The sequence below is a fragment of the Bradyrhizobium sp. I1.14.4 genome (assembly GCF_050435825.1).
Classification (GTDB): domain Bacteria; phylum Pseudomonadota; class Alphaproteobacteria; order Rhizobiales; family Xanthobacteraceae; genus Bradyrhizobium.
This window is the reverse complement of record NZ_JBNDLA010000050.1, coordinates 1-19360: the sequence shown is the minus strand read 5'-3', so window position 1 is coordinate 19360 and position 19360 is coordinate 1. Positions and strand designations below refer to the sequence as shown.

18 protein-coding genes and 1 pseudogene are annotated in these 19360 nt (G+C 56.7%); all 19 read left to right on the top strand.

The genetic code is table 11. The features are described from left to right. Positions 1-261: 261 nt before the first annotated feature. Positions 262-1839 (top strand): hypothetical protein, encoded by a 1578-nt coding sequence (locus ABIB78_RS37840; RefSeq protein WP_429034149.1) that lies wholly within the window; start codon positions 262-264, stop codon positions 1837-1839. Positions 1840-2136: 297 nt separating this feature from the next. Beyond that, positions 2137-2502: pseudogene (locus ABIB78_RS37835) on the top strand (transposase); the annotation flags it as partial. A gap of 155 nt (positions 2503-2657) precedes the next feature. Next, positions 2658-3509, top strand: coding sequence for a sterol desaturase family protein (locus ABIB78_RS37830; RefSeq protein WP_429034148.1), 852 nt, complete (start codon positions 2658-2660; stop codon positions 3507-3509). Positions 3510-3605: 96 nt separating this feature from the next. Then, a complete protein-coding gene (locus ABIB78_RS37825) occupies positions 3606-4349 on the top strand; it encodes a methyltransferase family protein (RefSeq protein ID WP_429034147.1) in 744 nt (247 codons plus the stop codon). 582 nt (positions 4350-4931) lie between these two features. After that, positions 4932-5150 (top strand): hypothetical protein, encoded by a 219-nt coding sequence (locus tag ABIB78_RS37820; protein ID WP_429034146.1) that lies wholly within the window; start codon positions 4932-4934, stop codon positions 5148-5150. A 233-nt stretch (positions 5151-5383) separates the two neighbouring features. After that, positions 5384-5593, top strand: a complete 210-nt coding sequence (locus ABIB78_RS37815; protein WP_429034145.1) for a Flp family type IVb pilin — start codon at positions 5384-5386, stop codon at positions 5591-5593. Between the two features lie 441 nt (positions 5594-6034). Next, positions 6035-6541 carry an A24 family peptidase gene (locus tag ABIB78_RS37810; protein WP_429034144.1) on the top strand — a complete coding sequence of 169 codons (507 nt, stop codon included), beginning with the start codon at positions 6035-6037 and terminating at the stop codon, positions 6539-6541. Positions 6542-6543: 2 nt separating this feature from the next. After that, on the top strand, positions 6544-7503 hold the full coding sequence (gene cpaB / locus ABIB78_RS37805; RefSeq protein ID WP_429034143.1) for a Flp pilus assembly protein CpaB: 960 nt from the start codon (positions 6544-6546) through the stop codon (positions 7501-7503). Then, positions 7500-8699 carry an AAA family ATPase gene (locus ABIB78_RS37800; RefSeq protein WP_429034142.1) on the top strand — a complete coding sequence of 400 codons (1200 nt, stop codon included), beginning with the start codon at positions 7500-7502 and terminating at the stop codon, positions 8697-8699. The genes cpaB and ABIB78_RS37800 overlap by 4 nt, the downstream gene beginning before the upstream one ends. 119 nt (positions 8700-8818) lie before the next feature. Further along, positions 8819-10126 carry a CpaF family protein gene (locus tag ABIB78_RS37795; protein WP_429034150.1) on the top strand — a complete coding sequence of 436 codons (1308 nt, stop codon included), beginning with the start codon at positions 8819-8821 and terminating at the stop codon, positions 10124-10126. Beyond that, a complete protein-coding gene (locus ABIB78_RS37790; RefSeq protein ID WP_429034141.1) occupies positions 10126-11055 on the top strand; it encodes a type II secretion system F family protein in 930 nt (309 codons plus the stop codon). Before ABIB78_RS37795 ends, ABIB78_RS37790 begins: the two co-directional genes overlap by 1 nt. Beyond that, complete coding sequence (locus tag ABIB78_RS37785) at positions 11052-11960, top strand: type II secretion system F family protein (protein ID WP_429034140.1); 909 nt, start codon at positions 11052-11054, stop codon at positions 11958-11960. Before ABIB78_RS37790 ends, ABIB78_RS37785 begins: the two co-directional genes overlap by 4 nt. Before the next feature lie 3 nt (positions 11961-11963). Then, positions 11964-13394 (top strand): pilus assembly protein TadG-related protein, encoded by a 1431-nt coding sequence (locus ABIB78_RS37780; protein ID WP_429034139.1) that lies wholly within the window; start codon positions 11964-11966, stop codon positions 13392-13394. A 9-nt stretch (positions 13395-13403) separates the two neighbouring features. Further along, a complete protein-coding gene (locus ABIB78_RS37775) occupies positions 13404-13835 on the top strand; it encodes a TadE/TadG family type IV pilus assembly protein (protein WP_429034138.1) in 432 nt (143 codons plus the stop codon). Next, positions 13816-14259 (top strand): TadE family protein, encoded by a 444-nt coding sequence (locus tag ABIB78_RS37770; protein ID WP_429034137.1) that lies wholly within the window; start codon positions 13816-13818, stop codon positions 14257-14259. The genes ABIB78_RS37775 and ABIB78_RS37770 overlap by 20 nt, the downstream gene beginning before the upstream one ends. Positions 14260-15014: 755 nt before the next feature. Next, positions 15015-16580 carry a type II and III secretion system protein family protein gene (locus tag ABIB78_RS37765; RefSeq protein WP_429034136.1) on the top strand — a complete coding sequence of 522 codons (1566 nt, stop codon included), beginning with the start codon at positions 15015-15017 and terminating at the stop codon, positions 16578-16580. Between the two features lie 622 nt (positions 16581-17202). Further along, positions 17203-17751: a tetratricopeptide repeat protein gene (locus ABIB78_RS37760; RefSeq protein ID WP_429034135.1), complete on the top strand. Its 549-nt coding sequence runs from the start codon at positions 17203-17205 to the stop codon at positions 17749-17751. Positions 17752-17885: 134 nt separating this feature from the next. Further along, entirely contained in the window at positions 17886-18452 is a 567-nt protein-coding gene (locus ABIB78_RS37755) for a hypothetical protein (RefSeq protein ID WP_429034134.1), read from the top strand. A gap of 56 nt (positions 18453-18508) precedes the next feature. Next, the gene (locus tag ABIB78_RS37750; protein WP_429034133.1) at positions 18509-18640 is read left to right on the top strand and encodes a hypothetical protein; all 132 of its coding nucleotides are present in this window, start codon (positions 18509-18511) and stop codon (positions 18638-18640) included. The last annotated feature ends 720 nt before the right edge of the window (positions 18641-19360 follow it).

The following is a 19360-nucleotide window of genomic DNA, read 5'->3' as shown; positions in this document are numbered from 1 at the left end:
TCAACCGAAAGGCCTTGGCGTTCTTGCGCCTGGCCTCAATCCGCCTCATGCTGCGAAAGCTCTGTCAAAAAACATCATGATCTCGGACAGACTCTTAGACCTTGACGGCCCGCATCTCCCCGGTCCGTTACGCACTGCACCGTAACATCCTCGAACTTGTGCTACGCGAGCCACTTCCGTCTTAGAGCCTTCTAAATTATTTGACGCATTGCTAAAATAAGATCGCAGGTTCGCGCCAACGCGGAGGAGCAAGGAGGGGCAATGAGTCGTCTCGAAGATTCGGCTAAGTCCGACGGCGGGAATGCCGTCGCCCCCGCCACGATCAGCGAGAAGCCTGAAAGGCTGCGCCCCAGCGATCAAGACGTTCAGCGATCCAGATGGTTCATATTTGTGCTTCTGGTCGCGCTTCTTTTACTCTTGTATATCGTGTTGCTTCCTGCTGACCGGCTTCTATTGGATCCGGATCTGTATTGGCACATAGCAACTGGGCGCAGGATTTGGGAAGGCGGATCGTTTCCTCAAGTCGACGAATTCTCGCATACGTTTCGTGGGCATCCTTGGATAGCGAGAGACTGGTTGGCCGATCTGATTTTTTTCGGCGCGTACCGTCTTTCAGGTTTCCGTGGAGTCGCCATGATTACCGGCGGCGCGGTAGCGCTCGGCTACGCGCTGCTTTTCCTTATGCTCGCGCGCACCATGCGCTTCACGGTTGCAATCGGCGTGGCTACAGTGGCGCTTGCGCTGTCGGTCAGCCACTTGCACGCTCGCCCTCAGATATTTTGCGATGGGCTGATGGTGGTCTGGGTCGCGGCGCTGGTGAGAGCTGTCGACACCAAGACTTCGCCGAGCTTGATGCTGCTCCCAGTCATTACTGTGTGGGCGAACTTCCATGCCAGCTTTTTGGCGGGGCTTGCCCTAACAATCGCTCTGGCGGCAGAAGCGGTGTTTGAATCCCCAGGGAGTAAGCGTCTGTTAGTAGCCCGACGATGGGCTGTCTTTTTTGTCGCCGCGGTCGGTGCTGCGTGCGTGACGCCCTACGGCGCGCGCCCGTTCCTGATGGACTTTCAACTCATCGGGGCACATGAAGCCAAACCTTATATTAATGAGTGGCGAGCCGTAAGCTTCGACACGGCTCCGACTATACTCTTCGCTGTTCTCGCGCTCCTATTTTTGGCTCTCCTGAACGGGGCCAAAGTTCGATTTTGTAGACTTACAATACTGTTGTCGGTCGCAGCATACATGCTCACCGCAGTAAGGTTCATCTTCTTGTTCAACATACTTGTGCCCCTTCTAGTCGCCACCCCATTAACAAGGCAATTTCGATTTCTGCGACTCTCTGAGCAAATTGCGTCTCACCCAGAATTTTTCACCACAACGTCTCAAATAGGGCGTCGCAGTCTTTATGGGATTTATGGATTAGTCGCGATCATGATCCTTGCGACCGGGCTTTTTAGTGACTCAATCAAGCGTCCGCGATTTAGACAGATTTCTCCAGAGGGCTCTGTCGACTACATTCTTGCGCACAATTTGCATGGTAACATCTATAACTCGTACAATTTCGGCGGCTATTTGATCTTTAGAGAACTTCCCACCTTTATCGACGGCAGAAATGTTTTCGACGCTGGCTTTATGACTGAAAATTGGACAATTGTCTTCGAACGCCCACGTGAATTTATTGGATACTTAGATAAGTATCGCATCTCTATTGGTCTCGTCGCGCCAAACTCTATGGAGTCTCAAGAATTTCGAGCTTCATCGGATTGGATTGGCGTTTATTCTGACGATATTTCCGAACTATTCGTGAGGCGGAATGAGCTAGACCAGCGCCGCCGCGATTAGTTGGATTCAGCCTGAAAGATCGTCCAGCAGATTGACTCTAACGCTTGAGTCCCCCGGGCCGCTAGGGCGCGCTTTGGATAGGCGATCCAGACGACGGGTTTGCGATCGGCGTTCGTCGCAGCGACGAAGCGGTTGATAGCGAGGTGCAAGTCAACGACGGATCGAAGGTGCCGCGCTTAAGGCACGGCCGAGTGAGGTTGGCGAAAACGCCTTCGACTGCATTGAGCCTGACCTACTACGGAGCGTTTCCTCGGGAAGGAGTTAGAGTCCGGCCCGAAGAAGGACAGACAGATGTAGCGAGCAAAGTTCACGGAAGGGAAAATTATCGCCATATTGAAGGAGCATGAGTCTGGGCCTAAGGCGGCTGACCTGGCTCGCAAGCAGGGGATCTCCGAAGCGACGACCTACCATTCGGCGGCATTGAAGTTTCCGAGGCGAAGCGGCTGAAGGCGTTGGAAGAGGAGAGCGCGAAGCCTGAAAAAGATGCCCGGTGCGGCCACCCTTCGCGAGCAGAACAAAATAGTGGGGCCCGCCCGCCGCCGAGCGCGCTGCGGCGCGCATCTGCAGGCCGGCATGAGTCTATCGGAACGGCGGGCCTACACGATCGTGGGCACCAACGACGGTTTCTCAATTGGCCAACGCCTCCGCCGGCAGAACAACGCCATTTCATGTTCGCGCACCGATTAGGATTACCTCGATCATGTCGGTCAATCAGATGGGCAACATCCGGGACCGCTTAACCAGTATGATGCGCGGCTGCCCTTTGCTCTTTATGCGATCGGCAAATAGCGATAGGGTAACGGCCGGCGAGGACCCCGATGGATCCCTTTGGCGTTAAGGTTATTTTTATCACCATTCTTGTGTTCATACCGCTCGAGCGGCTGTTCGCCATGCATCCGCAGAAGATCTTTCGTCGCAATTGGGCCAACGATCTGATCTTCCTGTTCTTGAATGGTATGCTGATCAAGCTTGGTCTGCTAGCCATTATCGTGGCGGTCATCTTTGCTGCCGCATGTATTGTCCCGGCAGCCTTTCAGGCGATGGTCGGCGACTTGCCCTATTGGGTGCAAATCCCGGCCGTTATCTTACTTTCAGATTTGGGATTCTATTGGACCCACCGCATGTTCCATGCCGTTCCCTGGCTATGGAGATTCCACTCCATTCACCACAGTATCGAAGAGCTTGACTGGCTGGCTGCGGCCAGGGTCCATCCGGTCGATCAGATTTTGACCAAAGGAGTCTCCCTGATCCCCGTCTTCGCACTGGGTTTCTCCGAATGGGCAATTGGAGTCTATGCCGTGCTCTATCAGTGGCAGGCGGTTCTCATTCACTCCAATGTTCGCGTTGGATTTGGTCCGCTGCGCTTCCTGTTCGCTTCGCCGGAGTTTCATCATTGGCATCATAGTAACCACCTTGAGGCTCGGGACCGGAATTTCGCCGGGCAGCTGTCCTTCCTGGATGCGTTGTTTGGAAGTCTTCATTTGCCGCGAGGGCAAATTCCGACGACCTACGGTCTCGATCGGCCGATGCCGCAACGATACGTGCCTCAATTGCTTTATCCCTTCATCGGCGATCGCATCTTCCAACCCAAATCGGACACAACAGCGCTGGCGGAGACGATGCGGGTCCCAGAGGAGGCACCCAATCGTTCGCCCAGCCTCGGTCAGTAACAGAACTCCCGTCCGGTGAATCGGTGTGGGAACGGAGTCAAATTTCGGCGCTTGCCGGAACATCTTGGCCGAGAACGAAAGCACGAGATTGAGACGATGACGAATATCAAATTCGATGAAATCGATCGATCCCATGGGGAAAGGGCGGCCGTTGAGTTGACTGTCAATCGTTGGCTCGATTGGACCGCGAGAGCGACGGTCGTCGTTGCCTTTACCGCGCTTGTTGTGATCGGTGTTGCAGGAATTCCTCACCTGCTTCCGTTGGACAGCATCCATAAGCTGCTCATGATCGCGGCCAGGATTGCTAACGTCCTTTTCCTGAGCTTGGTTGCAGCAACAACTATTACCCGGCTCGTCCCAATACAGAAGTCCAAGGGCCTCGAGCCGCGGATCTCGGCTTTGCTAGGCACGTTCTTGTGCACAATACTTGCTTTGCTTCCGAAGGCAGAGCTGGGTCCTGTTTGGTCGATCGTGTCCACCACGTTGATCCTGGTGGGCACTTCGCTTTCTTTCGTGGTGCTGCGCTGGCTGGGCAAATCTTTCAGCATTTTTGCGGAGGCAAGGCGCTTGGTGACAGAAGGACCTTATCGAATAGTCCGGCATCCGCTCTACCTCTGTGAAGGAGTTGCTTTGATCGGTGTCACGCTACAAGTACTTTCTCCGCTTGCCGTGCTCATGGCCATTGCGATTGTGATGGTTCAATGTCGGCGTATGATCAATGAAGAAGCGATTCTGCAGGCGGCTTTTCCTGAATATCGCGTCTATGCTGCGAACACATCTTTTCTGATCCCGAAGCTCGGCCAGTTTTTTACAGGATCGAACCCACAAGTAGGTAGTTAGCCTGGCGTTCGATGGACCGGATCCATTGATCTGAGCCATCCTTCAACCCAGCGTCGGAGAGAAACCGTCGATCAAGCTTGTGCGGCATCGGTGATGCAGCGGGAACGGGTGCGCTAAGGCCCAAATCAGCTCATAGCTTTCCTAGCGTCCGATCCCGTGTTGTTGGCAGTGCTCCCTTTGGCAAGGGCTCTGCGGCTTGCCTTCTCCGGTGAAGAGTTTTCCGGCAACCCTCGAGTTTGCTGAAACCGCGGTGTCATTGGAGGAGGAGACACAAGACGGGGAAGACGTCCGATGCTTCGAAGGACGCGAGGCATCAAAGCAGACATTCGTACCAGACAGATATGGCACGAGCCAGGAGCCTAGGGCTCACCAATCGTGGCCGGGATCGAAGTACCAAGGGACCTGCGAAGAGCGAACTTCGACGTCGCACCGGAAGAGACCGTCGACGCGACGAGCGAGTAGCCTTTCAGGGTGTGCACCGGCAGCTTCCGCAGGGCGGCGTTGTCTCGAGCGCAAACATGTCAGCAGTAGAACTCCACCTCGTCATTTGTGATTGTGCGCGAGTGCAGGCCGCCGAAGTCGATGCAGCCGATTGTGAAGATCGAGCCGTCGCCTTTCGACATTGAGCTGGCTGAACGGCTTCGATTGTCTTCTCCTGTAGCAGTTGCCCGCCCAATCAGCTGCGACGAAGAGGTCCTCGTCGCCCGGCTTGATCTGGCCCATGTGGCTTGCATCGTTCGAACGCCGCGCATCATCACCATACCGATTGTCCGTATTTTCACGGGTCTTGCAGGGGGATGACACGGCCGGAGGCCGGAGCGCCGCCAGAAATTCCGAGCTACCTCCGGAGTCCAAGCCGCCAGTTTGTGCAGCACGCACGTGCAATATCGGCGACGCCGCTGCCACAGTAAGGTTAATGAAGGATTACCAGGTGACAGCTTTTGAACGCGATACTATAAATGTACGCGATTGGCAGTGGGTTTTTTGTGCCAATGGTTGCCGCAAATTCATCTCAATAGAAGGGATTTTATCCTATGTTGAAATATTACATCAAGACCACTGAAGCGTTGAAGCGTCTTCGCGCGGACAAGGACGGCGTGGTTTCGCTCGAGTACGTGATCGTCGGGGCTTGTGTGTGCGCCGTCGTACTTCTTCTGTTTAACGGTACCGGTACCAACACCCTCAGCGGAGCGCTGAATACCGGGTTCAGCAAGATCGCCAGCACTATGACTGGTCTGCCATAAGCGGAGTCCAGAGCGCGGCAATGGATCTCCCAATGCCGCGTCTCCTTTCAAGGGAAGGATTTTGCTATGTTGAGATATTATGTTGAGACCACGGAAGCGCTGAAGCGTCTTCGCACAGACAAGGACGGTGTGGTGTCGCTCGAGTACGTGATCGTCGGGGCTTGTGTCTGCGCCGTCGTACTTCTCCTGTTTACTGGTACCGGTACTAACACCCTCAGCGGGGCGCTGAATACCGGGTTCAGCGTGATCGCCTCCACTATGACTGGACTGCCGTGACTCGTCTTTCTGAGTCCTATGACAGGTCTTTCTTGAGTCGTGAGCGTGGCAATGGATCTCCCAATGCCACGCCTGTTTTCAGGAATGCATTTTACGGATTGAATTGCTCCCATGGATTGAATTGCTCCCATGGATTGAATTGCTCCCATGGATTGGATTGCTCCCATGGATTGGATTGCTCACACGGCCTCGTTTCTTGAAATCCTTTTGTTGCTCTATGTCGCAACGATCGATATCGCTACACGATTGATCCGAAATGAAATTTGTCTGGTGCTGGCGCTCCTCGGGATCGCCGGGCATTTTGCCGGCCCGATGCAGTTTGTGGAATCCTTGATCGCCGCGGCAATCCTGTTTCTGCTGCTTTTAGTCATCTACCAGCGGGGATGGATGGGCGGCGGCGATGTCAAACTGCTGGTCGCATTGGCGATTGGGCTCCCATTGATGGGCGTGATTCAGTTGTTGGCTATCACCGCTCTGGCCGGCGGCGTTCTTGCCGTGGTGCATCTGATGATGCGCCTCCTGCCATATCCCAGGCTAGCGCCCGCGGGATCGTCGTTCGCTCGCCGCGTCTACGCGATAGAACGTTGGCGCCATTTGCGACACGCACCGCTACCTTACGGGGTTGCGATTGCGTGCGGCGGTATCTGGACCATTTTAAGCCAAGGACTTTGAACATGTCATCTACGTTGCGCCTCTCGATCATAATGGTTTTTTTGCTCGCGGCCGCTGCGCTCGGGCTTATTGCCTACAGCATGAACCTGCCGAAAGCAGAGGCCCCAGTCGTACAGGTCACGGAGAAGGCGCCGGCGCCTCTCACTCGGTACCTTGTGGCGGCACGTCCGCTGAAGGCTGGCACATTGACGCGCGACGAAGATTTCCGCCCGGATCCGTTGGAAAGCGTTCCAACAGGGGCGATCCGCGATACGACTGACGATAGGAGCAGGCTTCTCGGTTCTCTGGTTCGCAAGAACCTGGACACGGGCAGTCCCATCACATCAGAAAACGTCTTGCTCCGGGGAGATCGGGGTTTCCTCGCCAGCGTCCTGGAGCCGGGTACCCGTGCCGTCAGCATCAAGGTTGACGCAGAATCTGGTGTCTCGGGGCTGATCAAGCCGGGTGACTACGTGGATGTTGTCCTGACCCAAGTAGCCGCGAACGCAGATGTCGCGCGTCGCGCCCTCAGCGAAACCCTTCTCCAAAATGTTCGAATCATCGCGATTGACCAGGAGATTGTGCAAGGCGGCGGAGCCAACAACACCACTGCCGCGAAGGTAGCACAAACTGTGTCACTGCAGCTTGCGCCAGAGCAGGTCAAGAAGATAGCGGTCGCGAAAAATCTCGGATCGCTCTCCTTGGCCATGCGATCAGCTGTCGAGCTACGGGACACAGCGGACAGTCGCACTATTTCCAGCTGCGACGTGTCGGCGGAAATAGCCCGCCAGAATGCTGTTGCCGGCCAAAGTGCAGCGGTGGTGGTTTATGGAGGCGGTAAGGTTCAGGAATACTCAGTGAGGAAGCAAGACTCAACCGCCGGCTGTGGCGTCTTGCCGAAAATTGCCCGCGAGAGTGAAACTGTGGTGGTTCATGCAGCTGATGAGGTTGAGGCCGTAAAGCCGCAGGAGAAACGGCGATGAGCGTCAACATGGTAATGGTCAACCCGCCTGATGAAACTCCGTCTGTTGCAACGCGCAACCGAATCGTCTGTTTCGTAAACGACGAGCTTAGTGCAGCGGCTTTGCGCAAAGGGCTCGAAGGCAGCAACCTGGCGATCAGGCGCGGTACGATCCGCAATGCCATACGGATGCTCGAGACCGACACCGAGCTATTCGCGCTGGTGGCGGACATCAGCGGGATCGATGATCCCTTCACTGAACTGGAAAGGTTGTCCGCCGTCTGCCCACCTGATGTCCTGGTGGCCCTGATCGGTGAGAGCAGAGAGATCACCTTCTACCGCGAGCTGATAGAAATCGGCTTGACCGAGTACCTGCCGAAGCCGCTCACGCGCGATATGGTGCTGCACCAGCTACGTCCGAAGATGCTGGGCGACACGGCGCCCGGTGCGGCCGATCGTGGTGGACAAGTGATCTCAATCTGCGGCGCGCAGGGGGGCGCCGGAGCAACGAGCATCGCTATCAATCTCGCACTGCAACTGGCCGAGACTACGAAGGCGAAGGTCGCGCTGCTCGACCTTCATTTACAAAACGGCGAAACGGCGGTGATGCTGGGTGTTCGGCCTGGGCCAGGGCTGCGCATCGCTCTGGAAAACCCGATGCGGGCGGATGCGCTGTTCCTCGAACGCGCGGCCATTGATATCAACGAGCGCGTCTGTTTGATTTCCGCCGATGAGGATCTGGATGCGCAGCTTGATATCACCGAAGCGGGAGTGAGACACGTACTGGGTCTGCTCCGTCAACGGTTCAATTACGTTGTTGTCGATGTACCAGTCCCGTTTCCGCCATCGCTCCATCCGGTGATCACGCTTTCTCGCCAAGTGCTTGTGCTGCTGGAGGCTGAAGTGACCGGACTTCGCAATGCACATGCCCTTCGGACCGCCGTCACGAACATCGCCGGTAAAGATCGAGTTTTTACTTTGCTCAATCGTGCCGATCGTCCGGGGGGCCTTCCGAGGGCAACGATCGTCAAGGCCTTAGGCGCAGAACCAGACATGGTGATCCCCGACCTCGGAAAGGGGATGACCCAAGCGGTCAATCTCGGAATTCCAGCTCTAAAGCACGTATCAAAACTGCGTCGTCACCTTGCGCCCATCGTTCGGGAGATCGCTGGTGTTGGCGTCGTGCGGAAGGGATGGTTCAGGAGGCTGTTCCGGTGACGAAGAAGTTCGGTACGCGCGAACGCGACGGCACACCAACCCGCTTTCCTGCATCTGTGGAAAGGGATGGCACGCCAACCGTGCCAAACCGCGACGAACCTTCGACCTACCAACCCGTGATGCCAGTTTCAGTGCACGAACGAGGCGCGATGCCGGCTCCGCTGCACGAACGAGCTGTGATGCCGGCTTCGCTGCGCGAACGGGTCATTGAGCAGATTGAGCCATCGGTGGCCGCAACTGTTTCCCGCGATGTTCTTCGGCGGCAGATCGAGGAAATCATCCATGGAATCGCCAATCAGGAACGGCTCGAACTGTCAGGCCGCGAGCAGTTTCTGCTAGCGGACGAGATTGCGGACGACATGACCGGCTACGGGCCGCTACGCTCGCTCCTGATGGATGAATCGATTAACGATATCATGGTCAACGGACCAAGTAACGTTTATGTCGAGCGAGCCGGCAAGCTGGAACGGGTCGCGCTGCGATTCCGCGACAATGAGCACATCGCATCGGTAGCGCAGAAGATCGCGGCCCAGGTTGGACGGCGCGTTGACGAATCCAGTCCGATGGTGGATTGCCGCTTGCCGGATGGCAGCCGGGTCAACATCATCTTTCCGCCGCTGGCGATCCATAGTCCCTGCATTTCCATCAGAAAATTTCCTAGTCGCCGTTTAAATTTGGCCGGAATGATCGAAAACGGCACAATGACCTCTGCCATGGGACATTTGCTGGAGATTGCCGGCCGATCTCGGCTCAATGTTCTGGTCTCTGGCGGTACCGGTTCTGGCAAGACGACTCTGTTGAATGCCATGAGCCAATTCATTGATCACAGTGAGCGCATTGTCACCATCGAGGATGCCGCAGAGTTGCAACTGCAACAGCCGCACGTGATCAGCCTGGAGACCCGGCCTGCTAGCCTCGAGGGCACGGGGCAGGTGACACAACGCGATCTGGTGTGGAATGCGCTGCGGATGCGTCCTGACCGGATCGTCGTAGGCGAAGTGCGCGGCGCTGAAGCGTTTGACATGCTGCAAGCGATGAATACCGGCCATGATGGTTCGATCTCCACAGTGCATGCTAACAGCGCCCGCGACGCACTGACCCGTATTGAAAACATGGTGCAGATGGGACAGCCAAATCTGCCGCTGCGGGCGATTCGATCCCAGATCGTCGCTGCGTTGGATATCATCGTGCAAGTAGAACGCATGCGGGATGGACAGCGTCGCATTATCCAAATTTGCGAGGTGACCGGCCTGGAAACCGACGTGATCACCACCAATGACATCGCGGCGTTCGAGTACCAAGACGAGGATGTTCACGGGCGGATATTGGGCGCCTATCGGTCCACCCACGCAGTCCCAAAATTCAAGAGCCGCCTTGCCTATTATGGGCTCGATCGAGCTTGGGCTGAGGCTATGAGGCAACTATAATGCTGCCGTTCTTGATCATCATTGTGCTGGCGCTCCTGGTCTGCGCAGCGACCGTGTCGTTGTGGCTCGACGCTCGAGAAAGCCGCATCAATCGTCAGCTCGCAATAGCTTTACCAACCTCACATTCGGCGAGCCTGCCCTCCATTCGTCGGCTACAGGCCGGGTCCCGATGGCGGTTCCTCCACCGCTTGGCCAATTACAACGCAGAGGCAACGTATGTTTGGCACCCCGCGTATGCGCTACTCGCCGGTGTCATCGCAGCAGCGGCAATCCTTTATGTTAATAGCGTGCTGGATTTTCCCACCCTCTACGCGTATCTGGCGGCTGCAATTGTGGCCGTACTGGTGGTGCGAGGTCTGTTTGGGTGGCAGCAACGTCGCCTCGCCAATCAACTTTTTCGACAGCTACCTGATGCGATCCAGATAGTGGCAAGTACTGTTCGATCCGGGCTGCCTGTGAACGAAGCATTTCGCACCATCTCTCGCGAGATGCCGCAACCGACAGCTGGGCAGTTTGCTATCGTATGCAGCGAATTGAGTCTGGGGAGACCTCCCGCGGAAGCTGTAGAGGCCGTCTATCGGCGAACGCAAGTGGCAGAGTATGCGATGTTTGCGGTGACACTTGCAGTCCAGCTGAAGTCAGGTGGCAGTTTGAGCGAAACCTTGCAGACACTGGGAGACACCGTGAGTCAGCGTGTTGCGCTAGCTGCTCGCGCGAAGGCTCTGGCAGCAGAAGTGATCTTTTCTTCACGAGCACTTTCATTAATGCCCCTCATTGTAGGTGGGATATTCTACTGGATCAGTCCGCATTCAGTTGATCTACTGTTCACCGATCCGACCGGAAACAAACTGCTGGCGTACGCAGTATGCTCAGTGCTTGTCGGGCACTTTGTGATACGTTGGATGATCAGAAGGGATACGGCACTATGAGTGTTGTTCTCGGTTTGGCGGCCTTCGCCATAGCAGTTGCGACTGCAGCCTGCTTGTTGATCATCCACGAAATTCACATTCGTGCGTTGAACACACGGGTGTCAAACGCCGTGATGGGCATTCCCAGCAAGTCAGCCCCCGTCCAGGGCATGGCCGGCTGGTTTTCATCGCTCGGCGTGCGGTATCAGCGCTTCTACGCTCCGGAAAACCTGGAACAACTACGAACGATCCTTCACACATCCGGTTTCAATCATTATCGAGTCTTGCCGATCTGGATCGGTGTCAAAACTGTCAGCATGTACTTATTCCCGATCAGTGCCCTTTTTGTCGCGCAGCTTTTTGGGAAGCCACTGACCGATGTGTTGATCTTCACGCTCATTGGCGGGGTGATCGGAATTATGGGGCCGCGACTGATTTTGTTGGTGCTGAAACGGCGCTTTGATGCAGCCGTTCGGCTAGGCACGCCGGATGCTATCGATTTGCTGGTTGTATGCACCGAAGCGGGAATGGGTCTGGAGAGCGGGGTGGAACGAGTAGCGGAAGAAATGAACGAGACTAATCCCGTGATGGCCCGGGTGTTATACGATCTTCTTGATAATCTCAGGATATTGCCAAACCGCAGCGATGCGTTCGAGAAATTCGGATCTACGTCAGAGGGACTTCGCCGAGTCGGTACCATTGTCAGCCAAAGCCTGCAATACGGAACGCCGTTGAGCCAGGCTCTGCGCAGTGTCGCTGTCGACCTCCGGCGAGAACGTATCACCAGGCTGGAAGAAAGAGCACACAAGCTAGGGGCCAAGCTGACTGCTCCGATGGTGTTGTTCATGCTTCCAGCCATGTTCGTCATTTTGGGCGGCAGTCCGTATCTGCGCCTCATAGCTACGTTCACCAACGCAGGGAAGTAAGCCATGAGCACGGTTACCCTGTTCAAAAGCTGGTCTTACGATTGGATGATGCGCCTCTCGACGGCGATAAGGTTGGTGCCTTTCCTGGATTGCTTGCGGGACAGGCGGGGTGTAAGCGTCTTGATGTTCACTGCATCTTCTGCCTTGTTTTTGGGGATGGCCGGCTTCGGAATGGAGGTCAGCGCCTGGTACCTTGAGCGGCGGCACGGACAGAATGCTGCCGATGCTGCGGCCATTGCGGGTGTTTTGGGAGGGCTCAACTACACGACCACAACCATCTCCAGCGCAACAGGCTTTTCCAACGCACGGACAGCAGGCATCAGCGTTGCGACAGACAACGGATATACATCAGGATCGAACACAACCGTCACCATCCAACCGGGCAACTGGAGCGGCGGGAGCTTCAGTGCCGACACGAGCGGATCCTGTACGCCATCGTGCAACGCAGTCCAGGCGCAAATGGTTCGGGCAGAACCGCGTAGCTTCAGTGCCTTTATCGTAGGATCGGGCTCGCAGGACGTCCGCGAACTGGCGACTGCCGCACTTTTAGTGACCGGACCCGCATGTGCTTTGGCCTTGGGCGGGGGACTTGCGTTTAGTGGCAACGGGTCAGTCACCGGAACAAACTGCTCTTTGGCCTCGAATAGGACCGGCGGAGACTCCATCACATTCAACGGCGCCGGCGCCAACAAAACACAGACCAACCTCATTTTGGTCGGAGCAGGCGGCTGTACGCAATCCGGCTCCGCTACCCCATGCACTGCGGGAGGCAATCTGATGTACCAGCCCCCCACGACCGATCCATATGTAGCTCTACAAACGGACTCGTCCGCGATTCCCGCAGCGGTCAACGCCACGAACTGCAACTCCGCCACTCCGACACAAATCCCAGGTCTTGCAGCTAATACGTTCTGCGTTGGACAAAACCTGACAGTGCACAACAGTGCTACTAGTGTCGCGCTCGCCTCAGGAACCTATTTCTTCTATAATGCAGGCATATCAGTCACGGGTGGGTCGCTTACCTGCAATGGCTGCACCATTATTTTCACTGGTAGTGCAGCCAACCAGCTCGGCACGTTGAGCATCAACGGTGGCACGGTGAACATGAGCGCTGCATCTACTGCCAGCTACGCGGACACGAATTATAACGGCCTTCTATTCTATATGGACTACAGATACGCGGTCCACACCAATTCCTGCGGTAGTGCGCCGGTCTCAATTCAAGGCAGTTCGACCATCACGCTGAATGGCGGAATGTACTTCCCCAATGCGAGCGTCTGTGTAACCGGCAACACATTCTCTGCTTCGACGACCTGCTTCTCGCTCGTCGGATGGTCGGTAACCTACACCGGCAGTGCATCGGAAAACGTGACGGGGTGTGGCACGACCGGCACCACGACCGCCCAAGTTAAGGCTGTAGCCCTCGTGCAGTAGGAATAAGCTATGTACCACAATTTCCTCCGGGATCAGCGTGGGGCCGCGGCGTTGGAGTTCATAATCATCGCCGTCTTTGTGCTGGTCCCACTGCTGTTCGCTGTCGTGGAAGTTGGCGACGTAACGCAACGCCAGACCGCCATGCAATCAGCCGTTAGAGCAGGCGGAGAATATGCCCGTTTCTTCCCCACCGATTCGAATGGCATTCAAAATACAGTAACGAACGCTCTTCCCTCGGGGTTGAGCTTAAGTGGAACACCTACGGTAGCTTGCTCCTGCGCGGGGACAGCGACCTCGTGCAGCGCGATTGCGACGGGCGCCACATGCAATACTCCGTTCTTGATTAAAATCTCGGCCAATATGCCTGCTTCTTCCATAATAACCCCTTGGTGGTCGCAATCATTCAGCAATAGTGTAAGCCATGAAATCCGCGTCAAGTAGAACCAGAACGCTTGGCACCTCGGGGGCTGTCTCCCTTGAGTTCGTCCTCGTCTTCATGGCGTTTTTTGGGATGTTGATCGCGATATCTGATGTGGCGAGGTTCTATGTTACGCAAAATTCAGTCCGCACGCTAGCGAGCGAACTGGTGCGACAAACTCTAATCTACTGCGCTGGGCAATCGCAACTCACACAATGTGCACTGCCATCGACCGGGCCAAACAGTGTCGCCACTGCGCAGGCGACCGTGCCCTTCCTCGCAACGAGCGGCTTTGCAACGACGCCGGCTGCTGGTCGGTCCCCGGCCGATGCCACCACCGGCGCGATGGCGCTTACTGCAAGCGCGAGCTACAATTTCGGCTTTATGCTGCCTGTGTGGCAAGGAACCATAACCCAGGTCGCTCAGAATACTCAGCTTAGCTACTGAGCGAGATCGTATCGAGGGCCGCTTCGGTTCGTAGCCAAGTCGCGAAACGACCGCTGGCACGTTACACCCTGTGGCTGCTGTTTTTTAGAAAGGTCTCATGCTCCTTGTATCGGCCCGTCCGGAACTGGAACTGTGCGGGTGATGGCAGCAACCACGCCGGTTGGCTTCCGCAAGGGAATAGAGTGACGTGCTATGTTGGTATTACGCCGGCACTTGAAGACTGATCCGGGTAACCGTGCGCCCCCCGCCAACAAAGTCGTCAACCCGCTTCGCTGGAGCTGGAAAACGACCAACAGTCCGAAGCCGCCGCTGCCAGAACACCGCGACAAACCAGCGCGCCTGCCGGGGGGCTGGCTGGATGCGTACTGGTCAGGAGAGGTTATAGGTTAGTTCTACGGGCTAAGCTCGGTGCCGTGGTTTGCGCCGCCGGCAAGTTACAGGTCTGCTCCGAGCCGGCAGTGGTGCTCGTTGGCAACATTGGGCAATTTTCTCTCGGGTTGTGACTTCCTGGTGCAGTTCGCTTCTTGCAAACGAGCCGTACCCACGGATGATGATCTTGCCGGAGTCGAGGGCAGACGAGTGTCCTCCGCCGACCGGAGTTGATTTGTGCGTGCCCGTCAGGACATGGGAATACGACGGTAACGATTTATCACCGAACCGATTGTAAGCTCTACGACCTGCGTGGAGGCGAGTTTTTGGCGCCGAGGGTGTCCATTTGCGAGGACAGGCTCTGGATTGCGGCGAAGGGGATTGGAATGAGCGACCGACGCATTGCCAGCAATGAAGATGGGCGGCTTCCCGCCTGGAGCGTGATCGTTCTTGGCGCTGCGCTTGCCGCATTTGGCGCGGTGGACGGCGCGGGGGCGGCAGACCGGCAAGGCTCCTCCAGCGGCGTCTTCGTCAGCGAAATGAATGATGTTCAGCGCGTCAAGGTGATCGTCAACAAGTCGCGCACCTTCAGGGTCGATACAGCTTTTTCGTCGATTGTGGCGGGTTCGCCCGACATCGCCGAGGTGAGGTCGCTGAGCGATCACGTGATCTACATCCAGGGCAAGCAGACCGGTACCACCAACGTCATCCTGTTCGATAATTCGATGAAGCAGATTGGCATCCTCGATGTCGAGGTCACGATCGATACCGGCAATCTGCAGCAGAGCATCCAGTCCAGTACCGGCACGCGGGGCATTCGCGTTTCCGCCGCGGAGGGCCAGGTGATATTGAGCGGAATGGCCGCGGATGCGGTCGCCGCCGAGCGAGCCATGGCGATTGCCACCGGCACCGTCCCGAAGGGCGGCGTCATCGTCAACGCCATGAACGTGGCGGCGCCGCAGCAAGTCATGCTGGAGGTGCGCTTCCTTGAGGTCGCGAGGTCCGCTGGCCGCGAATTGGGCGTGAACCTCTATGCCGGCAATGGCAACCTTACGCAGGTTGGAAACAGCGGAACTGCGGGCCGTCCTGTCCCATCATCTACCCCCCAAGGTGTTCCTGTTCTAGCCACCGCGTCAGGGCTAATAGGTAACGCAACGCCGTTCGGCAGCCTCTTAACGAATGTGCTGAGAACGAGTAATGGCACTTCGGTCGATCTGTTGCTGCAGGCACTGGAGACGAAAGGGCTGGTGCGGAGCTTGGCCGAGCCCAACCTGATGGCGTTGTCGGGCGATTCAGCGCGCTTCCTGGCGGGTGGCGAATTTCCGGTGCCGGTAGCCTCCAACACTACGAACGGCTTTCCCACCACTACCATCGAATTCAAGAAGTTCGGCGTGGAGTTGGGCTTCGTACCCACCGTTTTGTCGCGCGGCGTAATCAACCTTCGGGTTGAGCCGTCGGTCAGCGAGCTCGATTTCACCAATGCCGTAACGATCGGTGGAACGACGGTCCCGGCGTTAACCAGCCGCAATGCTCGGACCACGGTTGAATTGCGCGACGGCCAGAGCTTCGCGATCGCCGGCCTGCTCCAGACCCGCAACTCACAGGATGTCCAGCAATTGCCCTGGATCGGCTCGGTGCCAGTCATCGGTGCGTTGTTCCGAAGCGCATCTTATCAACAGAAAGAGACGGATCTGGTGGTCATCGTGACACCGCGTCTGGTCGCGCCGGCGGCCCCGGGGCAGACTCTCGCGTCACCTCTCGATTCGCGATTGCCGGCAAACGATGTCGACTTCTTCCTCAATGGCCAGATGGAAGTAAAGAAGCGCTACAACGATTACGTCAATTCCGGCGGTGACCTCAAAGGACCTTACGGACACATCATCGCGCCCGATGTGCGCCTGTCAGCGCCTGCGGTTGTGACCGACCAACCCGTAGTCAAGACCCTCAACTGAAGGACGACCGATATGACATGCACGGCGTTGCTCGCGGTTTTCACGCTCGGGGCTTGTAACGGCTTGGCTGGCAATGACGAAATGGATCGTTATTTCCAGCGTTCGGATACCATCACCTTAAGTGCCGGGGACGCGAAGCAGGTCAATGCCGTGACCCATACGATCCATCCCTGGCCGAAGTACGTCGGCGATCGCAGGATCGTTTCTCAGGCGGCGAAGACCAATGGCGCTATTACGCGTTATCGTGCCGGTAACCAACCGCGTGATCCGTTACCGGCGTTCGGAGGGGATGCTCCAGGGTTGGGGGGGCACCTTCCAATGGGAACTGGGGGCGCAGTGGCAGCAACCGTCGACGCAGGTGGCAGCGTCAGCTTGGGGACCGGCGTAGCCACAGTAGGCGCCCGATCTCAATGAAATTATGCTGCTACCGGTAGCAGCAAGGCTTAAAGCGACGTTACTCAGTTCGCGTTGGACGCTGGGGTCTTCCAGGGCAGGGAGTTCAAAGAGCGTCTCTTATTTCGACTGGTGCATGTGGCTTGCCGGTAACACGTCTCTAACCCCACCCGTGTTAGCGTGGAAATGATATTTCGAAGGGTTATAAGTGGGGCGGGGATTAGTGGCCATGCGGCGCATTCTCTTTTGGCTGGCTAGCGCCTTACTGGCCGCAGCATTGGCGGCTTGCGATACGCTGCAAGAATATACTGTACGTGACGCCGCTGTCGTTGCGCCCGGCGCTCCAGCCGGTCCAGATCCTGTGCAGGAGCCGACCGACGTCAAATATTATCCTTCCGATGAACCTGTTCGGATGGGGTTGGAGCACTACAATCGCGGCAATTTCGGACTTTCCCAGCGCTACTTCAAGGAGGCAGTCGAAAAGGCCCCGAAGGACGTCACGGCCTGGATCGGGCTCGCGGCGAGCTACGACAAGTTACGCCGTTTTGATCTCGCCGATCAGGCCTATGCGCAAGCGATTCGGCTGGGCGGTGAAACCGTTCAAGTCCTGAACGATCAGGGATATTCGTACATGCTGCGGGGCAATCTGACTGCGGCGCGGCGAAAGTTTGAGAGGGCCTATTCGCTCGACCCGGGCAACCCGGTCATCGCCAACAACCTCGAGCTTCTCAATGGCAGCCGGCGGTTCATCGAAAGGCCGCCGAATAATCAGCCATAAGATTTTCCATTGTTCGTTTGATCTTTATTGATATTGGCGAAAACGCGTGCCCTGCGCCGGGGAACATTAAGGCAACCTAAACGTTTCTGACGTAAGCCAAACCAAGCTGTTCTTTACCTACTGGCTTTCGCATCATGAATCGTCTTTTCAGGTTGCAATTCCTCGGACCGTTCGCGCTCTTTGTCGCTACGCTTTGCGCCGAACTGGCTGCGCGTGCCCTTCAATATGCCCCCAGCTCCGAACTTCTCTGGTTCATCAATCTGAAGATCTTCGGCATCTTTCAGCGAAGCGACGCACTCTTGAGCTACATCGTCACGATTGACGGGTTTCAGTTCTTCGGGATTGCGCTTCCGATCTTCCTGCTGGCCTGCCTTGGGCTCGCTGCCAAGTCCAGGCTCCCGTTCACGGTCGCAACCCACTTGAGCATTCTCTATGCGGGCTTTTTGGTCCTCGCCTGGCAGGCTGGCGTACCGACCACTGCGCAGGCATCGCTCGGACCCGTTGCGGTCCCATCGGGCGCCGGCCTGTACCTGATGGCGACGATTTTGGGGACTTGCGGTCTGTCCTTTGCGATCACGCACCTTCTCTATTTCCTTCACGTGCGACGGGAAATAAGCGCTTTGGTACGTTGGTTGCGTACCATCTCGTCTCGTCCGACAATGCGTGACGTCTTCTGCGCCGACGAACTGCCGCGCGTATAGAATCCCCGAGTTACGCCATTGCTGCGCTCGCCGTTGGGAAAAAGGCGGGCCGCAAAATGTCGGCGGAAAATGCGGTCGACGCGGAGCGCGTCAAGCCCGGAAACGATGCTTTTGATCTCCCTGATGAGCACGAGTCGTTCGGCCTGCGCGGCATTGAGCAGGCCCCCGAACTAGAAGGAAGACCTTGAGCGCCCGGACGTAGACGCAGACGTCCGTGTTGATTGCTGATCGAAACCGTACGACGCCAGACGCGCCTCGATTTCGGTCGTGGCCGCGCATCTCGCATAGGCTGCCCCACCGTCATTAAAGCTGCCAACGTCAAGAGTGCGACCCAATCCAGAAGAGACCTTTGAGATGACCGGCTGCCCGCTGTTAATCCACGCCACTCCCGCTCGGGTGGGCTTCGACCTCATAATCTCGATAAGTACGACAACGGTGAGCATGCCGGCAATAAAACTGAGGACAGCAATTGCCCAGACTGAGCGGTTCATTGAAGTCCCTATAAAATAAGTGGGTACCGTATCCCAACCTGGGCAGGTAGGAAAGTGCGCGTCGACTCGCGGTCTATCGCTCCCACCGCAATAGCTCAAACAATTCCATTCACCTCACTCAGCCGAAGCCGGTGCCGATCCGGTCGCAGCGGATCATGCTGCTCGGCGTGATGGGCCTGCATGTCCGCCGCAAACTGGCGAGCGACTGCCGGCGGGATCTCAATCGGCGTGAGTCTAGGTGACCTTCTTGAACTTGCGGATCGATCTCAGTTTATAGGAGGACGGCTAATCTGTAGGATCACGGTGTCGGGAAAAAGTAGCGGGTGCCGTCGCGGAGTTGGTAGGAATTGAGGTTGGCGTAGTCTCCGGGGTGATCAACCTCGAATCATCCGGCGTTGAAGCGTCGGACTGGAGACT